We start from the raw sequence: 6,380 nt of genomic DNA, 5'->3' as shown, positions 1-6,380 counted from the left end.
TTTACAAAGGGTACATTTTACAAGCAACTCCTTTTTTTATTTTTCCCAGAGTTCAACCAATCTACCTTCAGGATCTTTAATCCATGCAAACTTACCATAATCACTAATCTCTTTTTCCTTTGCTAGTGGAATACCCACCTGTTCAAGATGCTTAATCGTCTCATCTAGATTATTAACTTGAAAATTTAGCATCACTTGTTGTTCTGCTGGGAAGTAATTGTCATCTTCTGTAAAAAAAGAAAAGATTATTTCATTTTCAGAATCGGGTTTAATAATCGTCCCATTCCAATTTTCTATATCAACATTGAGCACTTTACTGTACCATTTTTTTAAAGCATCTAGATTTTTTGTCCTCCAAAAAATTCCCCCGAAACCTTTTATCATCATAATTAACTCCCTCACTTTATATAAATATATTCTAAAAAAATATTTTTTTATCTATTTTGTATAACTTTCTCTATTCGACGATCCGGTAATAGCCACATAATTGCAACGATTACATAAATTATTTGAGCAAACCATGGCCAAATCAAAGACGTACAAACTGCAGAAAAGTAACAAATCACCGAAGTTTTTCCCTTCCAATCGTTACCTATAGCCCGTTTTAACTTTGAATTCTTTCCCTCTTTTTGAATGATTATACTTTGTAATATGAAGTAAGCAATAGCGGTCATTAAAAGTATTACACCATAAAGCATTGTCGGATAAGGCTTATAATGGTTTTCTCCCATCCAACCAGAAGCAAAAGGAATTAAGGATAACCAGAAAAGCAAATGAAGATTTGCCCACATTATTGACCCTGTTACCTTTTGTAAAGTGTAGATCATATGATGATGGTTGTTCCAATAAATACCTACATAAATGAAACTAAGCAAATAACTTAGAAAGGTTGGCAAAAGTTGTACTAAGTCTTGTATATTTGGGCTGTGAGGAATCTTAATTTCTAGGACCATAATTGTAATAATAATAGCAAGGACACCGTCACTAAAAGCTTCTAACCGATTTTTATGCATCGTTTACTCCCTATTATTAATTGTTTTTTGTTTTATCAATTTTTCATTCTAACAGTTCAAGTTCGCTAAAGCTTCGATTACTCCTTTCTATTGTTTTAAATCTACTATTTTACACTTTTTCATATATAACTAATCATTCAATTTTCGCTAAATATACCGATCATTTAAACTAAAAAACCGACTTTGCAGTCGATTTTTTTTGTTCAACATTTAATCTACTTTTTCCACCAATGATTGATAAATTTCCTTTAGTGACCATACTTTCCCTTTTTCATCTTTATAGACGACATGTTCACTTTGAAAATGGGCAGGAGAATCTAGGCCCGCAGCCGCTGCAATCCGAAATAAACCTTCACGCATTGAAATTAAATAATTCGCTGTTCGATGTTTTTTTTCATCAATGACAAGGGCTTTTTGTAAATCTGGATCGGTTGTGGCCACACCGACTGGACATGCATTGGAGTGGCATTTCAATGCTTGAATACAACCAATTGTAATCATAAATCCTCTTGCGATATTAACAAGATCAGCTCCCATTGCTAATGCAATCGCTACTCGATCCGGAGAAAATAGTTTACCGGAAGCTATTATTTTAACTTGGTCGCGGACGCCATATTTTCTTAAAGCATTGTCTACTAATGGTAAAGCAGCTTTAATTGGTAACCCTACACTATCAGCCAGTTCCTGGTAAGTGGCACCTGTCCCCCCTTCACCACCGTCTACTGTAATAAAGTCAGGGCCCTTTCCAGTACTTTTTATGTGTTTTGCTAGTTCATCTGCTTCATGATGACTTCCAATAACCACTTTCATTCCTACTGGTTTTCCCGTTTGTTCTCTGATTTGTTCTATAAAGTCAAACAAAGAAGGAAAGTCCTGAAACTCTCGAAAACGATTAGGACTATCAATAGATTTATAAGGTTCTACCATTCTTATCCTTGCAATTTCCTCTGTTACCTTCTCCCCATCAATATGCCCACCACGTGTTTTAGCGCCTTGAGCTAGTTTAAGTTCAAAAGCTTTCACTTCAGGAATTTTACTTTTTTCTTTCAAAGCATCCCAATTAAAATTTCCCTCTTTATCTCTAACCCCAAATAAACCAGGGCCAATTTGCATGATTATATCAACGCCACCCTTTAGATGGTATTCTGACAAACCACCTTCACCTGTATTCATCCATGACCCCTTAGCAATTGCTAATCCCTCAGAGAGTGCAGTAATCGCATTTTCACCTAAGGATCCATAGCTCATAGCAGACATACCAATCTGGCCTTTTACAATAAAAGGATACCTCGTGTTTTGACCGATCACAATTGCATCACTATCATCCAATAAAAATGCAAGTGAATCATTTTTCTCTAATCTTTCCTCCTTCTGTGTAAATAAAGGCTCTTTAATCAATAAATATCGGTTTGTCGTTACGTTTATTTTTTCGTCCATCTTTAATTCTTCTGATAGTTTTGGAAACATTGAATTTCTAATATAATATCCTTTTTCTTCAAAATCTCTTTTAGAGCCAAACCCTAGGACATCTCGTTTATATTTTGCTTTTTTAACAATATGTTCATATTCATCTCTAGAAAAAGGTTTACCTTCTAGGTCACTGTTAAATAAATACTGACGTAGCTCAGGTCCTATAGTTTCTAAGAAGTACCTAGCTCGGCCAATTACTGGATAATTACGGAGTATTGGATGTTGCTTCTGTTTGCGATCGATAAAAAACAAATAGATTGTGCTTATTATTAAAACTAGAAGTATCACAGCAAAAAAAATAAATCCAAGGATAATTAAAACATTTGTACTATTCAATTATAATTCCCCCTTGAAAAATTCCGTAACATTATCATCAAATGTATGTTAACTTAAACTACTTCATTCTTACTCTCTTAATGGCGTTCACAATTTATTCTTTACACATTACCTTTCAATTTATACAATGCTCGATGATCGAATACACTTTCACTATTAGTGGAAATCGAAGTCATACTTCCAAGTAAATACTAATCACAAAATAGTCCTGAAAATTAAAATCTAATTAACTTTTTATCTTCAAAATAATAAGTTCCAAATTTTACATAAAGCGTTCATATTCTTCTTGTTAAATAGTGGAATAATATGGAATACTAAAGTTAATACGATTATTTTTGTTGAATATTAATTTCAGGAGTGTCTTATGAATAAGATTCGGATTAGTAAAGTAGGTTTATTTAAACTATTTTTCATTTCAATATTACTTGTTACATTCATCTATGTTGGAAAAAACGTACTTTTAAATTTCGATTTTAAAATGTTCTTTAACTATATGGAGTCTCTTACATTAATTCAGTATCTTTTAATTTTTGCATTAGGTATTTTAGCCGTATCTCCGATGTTTTTATATGACTTCGTACTTGTAAGACTATTAAAATTAGATTTCAGTTTTCGAAAAACTTTAATGGTAGCTTGGCTTGCGAATACTTCCTCAAACCTAATTGGTCTAGGTGGGGTTGCAGGTACGACCATTCGAACTCTGTTTTATCGAAAAGATCGAAGCGGACCCGAAATTGTGAAAGCAGTTAGTAGTGTAACGATATTCTTACTTTCTGGATTATCGATATTGAGCTTAGTTTTATTTACTGGAATATTTGATTTATCATTTTTAAATGAATATAAGTATTTATATATCGCTATAATCATTGCAATTTGTTATTTCCCGGTTATGTTTTTAATCGTTTATTTAAAACGTAATTTTTTCTCGGAGAATTTTTCCGCTAAATATATGTTTTCACTAGTTGTCATTTCCTTATGTGAATGGACTTTTATTTTATTATTCATTTACTTCATTTGTTTATTTTTACAGATCGACATTTCAATCATAGAGGTATTACCTGTTTTTTTAGTAGCGTCTGTTGCAGCACTTTTAAGTATGATTCCAGGGGGACTTGGATCTTTTGACTTTATTTTCTTACTAGGTTTTACATACTTTGGAATCGACAAGGAAACGACACTTCTTGTTTTGTTAATTTATCGTTTCAGTTATTTCTTTTTCCCGTTTGCTTGCGGTATTATTTTAGCTCTTAAATTATTATGGAATAAAATAAATCAATCATTTAATAATATTCCAAATCAAATTTCAACCTATTTAGGGCATAAACTTTTAACGATTTTAGTATTTTTATCTGGCGTTATTCTATTAGTTTCGGCTGCTGTTCCAAGCATGCTTTTAAGAATTAGTCTTTTAAATTTAATTTTACCTTCAACAATTATTAATATTTCACATTTAATTTCAGTCACAGCAGGCTTTACATTGTTAGGACTCTCACGTGGAATTGATTATAAAGATAAAAGAGCATGGTATATTACGCTATTTATGCTAATTGTTGGGGCAGTTACAACGTATTCTAAAGGATTAGATTATGAAGAAGCCCTCTTTGTATTAGTAGTTGCATTTATATTATTTATTTCAAAAAAACAATTTTATAGAGAAAGCTTTGTTTTAACATGGGGTAAGCTTATTGTTGATAATTTTATTTTATTCTTCTTTTTAGGTAGTTATTTACTTATTGCTTATATCAATCTACCTCAAACAAATGTCAAAATACCTGCTAAATATTTACCTTATATACTTGTTAATTCGAGGGATATCATTATTAGTGCAGTTCTTGGTTTTGCAGCTGCTTTACTATTTTTTTATATCGCATTTTTTAAAGTGAAAAGAAAACAATTTGAATTTATTAATACGAAGGATCAAGAAGAAAAAATAAAAGAACATTTTAATCAGTATGGTGGCACAGAGCTTTCACATTTGGTTTTTTTACATGATAAATATTTATTTTGGGCTCAAGATGAGACTGTATTATTTATTTTTCAGCCATATGCAGACAAATTAGTTATTTTAGGTGATCCGGTTGGTGATAAATCTCGTTTATATCCTGCTATTGAGGAATTATTAAATTATGCTGATCAATTTGGGTATACACTTGTCTTCTACCAAGTAAACTCGAATTCACTATCTTATCTACATGAAAACGGATTTGATTTCTTTAAACTTGGTGAAGAAGGATTCACTGATATTTCAACATTCTCTTTATCAGGAAAACATAATAAAGGTATACGGGCACTCTATAATAAGTTTGAACGCGAAGAATATAGTTTTGAAATGATTGAACCACCTTTTTCAAATGAGTTCTTTACTGAATTAAAGAATTTATCACAAGAGTGGCTGAAAGGACGTAAGGAAAAAGGGTTTTCGCTTGGCTATTTTGATGAGGATTATATCAAACTTGCGCCTGTAGCGATTATTAAAAATAATGAAGATAAAATGATTGCTTTTGCATCGATTATGCCGAACTATAATGAGCATACGATTTCAATTGATTTAATGCGTCATAGAGTTGACGCTCCAAAAGGAATTATGGACTATATGTTTGTTAACTTAATTGAATGGTTTAAGACTAGAAATTTTCATTATTTTAATGTTGGTATGACACCTTTAGCAAATGTTGGTATATCTAAATTTTCATTTACAAGTGAGAAAATTGCTGCGCAAATTTATCAATATGGACAATTTTTATATCACTTTCAAGGTTTAAGAAGTTTTAAAGAAAAATATGTTAATTCTTGGACGCCGAAGTTTTTGGCCTATCATAAAAAGACATCATTACCAATTACAATGCTACAAATAACTTCATTAATTTCTAGGTCTAGAAAAAATTAAATAGATAGCCAGTTAATGTAATGAACATTGACTGGCTTTTTTATTGTGAATAAGCCTACTTCAAACCTATTCAATTAATAATGAAAATAAATAAATTGGTAAAAAATAATAATTATTATTGCTTGCAAAACTATTTCTTATGAATTATTATTGTGTCATATTAAATTGTGCACAACTAATATAAAAGGATGTTGATTAAATGAATAAAGAAAATAAGCTTTTGCTTGAAAATCAATTATGTTTTTCAATTTATGCATGTTCCCGGGAGATTACTAAATTATATCGGCCAATCTTAGATGAGATCGGCATAACATATCCACAATATCTTGCATTGCTTTCACTTTGGGAGAAGGACCAACAAACTGTGAAAGAACTTGGGGAGACTCTTTTTTTAGACTCTGGAACTCTTACACCAATGCTTAAAAGAATGGAATCTGCGGGCCTTATTTTCCGTAAACGTGATTCAAGTGATGAGAGAAAAGTATTTATTACATTAACTGAAGAAGGAACTAAATTAAAAGAAAAAGCTTACTGTATACCGGAGAAGTTTTTCGAGGAAAGCGATGCTACTCAAGAGGAAATTTTAACATTATTAAACCAAACAAAAGCATTATTAAAAAAAGTTCAAACTGCAAATGAAAATAAGAAATAGATAATTTATATTAAGGAGAGAT

The 6,380-nt window shown here is 31.3% G+C and carries 5 protein-coding genes; 2 read left to right on the top strand and 3 right to left on the bottom strand.

The window, feature by feature from the left end; genetic code table 11:
* Window positions 1–36: 36 nt before the first annotated feature.
* The 3 genes from CN925_RS06660 to CN925_RS06650 all read right to left on the bottom strand — a co-directional run bounded on the left by CN925_RS06660 (window position 37) and on the right by CN925_RS06650 (window position 2,819).
* The gene (locus CN925_RS06660) at window positions 37–384 is read right to left on the bottom strand and encodes a VOC family protein (protein WP_098845474.1); all 348 of its coding nucleotides are present in this window, start codon (window positions 382–384) and stop codon (window positions 37–39) included.
* Window positions 385–434: 50 nt separating this feature from the next.
* Complete coding sequence (locus CN925_RS06655; RefSeq protein WP_098845473.1) at window positions 435–1,013, bottom strand: TMEM175 family protein; 579 nt, start codon at window positions 1,011–1,013, stop codon at window positions 435–437.
* Window positions 1,014–1,223: 210 nt separating this feature from the next.
* The gene (locus CN925_RS06650; RefSeq protein ID WP_098845472.1) at window positions 1,224–2,819 is read right to left on the bottom strand and encodes an FMN-binding glutamate synthase family protein; all 1,596 of its coding nucleotides are present in this window, start codon (window positions 2,817–2,819) and stop codon (window positions 1,224–1,226) included.
* 364 nt (window positions 2,820–3,183) lie between these two features.
* Here CN925_RS06650 and mprF point away from each other — a divergent pair, with 364 nt between their 5' ends.
* Complete coding sequence (mprF, locus tag CN925_RS06645) at window positions 3,184–5,706, top strand: bifunctional lysylphosphatidylglycerol flippase/synthetase MprF (RefSeq protein WP_098845471.1); 2,523 nt, start codon at window positions 3,184–3,186, stop codon at window positions 5,704–5,706.
* A 199-nt stretch (window positions 5,707–5,905) separates the two neighbouring features.
* A complete protein-coding gene (locus CN925_RS06640) occupies window positions 5,906–6,358 on the top strand; it encodes a MarR family winged helix-turn-helix transcriptional regulator (protein WP_098845470.1) in 453 nt (150 codons plus the stop codon).
* Window positions 6,359–6,380: the final 22 nt, after the last annotated feature.

The sequence above is a fragment of the Bacillus sp. AFS055030 genome (assembly GCF_002574545.1).
Classification (GTDB): Bacteria; Bacillota; Bacilli; order Bacillales; family Bacillaceae_G; genus Gottfriedia.
This window is presented reverse-complemented; position numbering and strand designations above follow the sequence as displayed.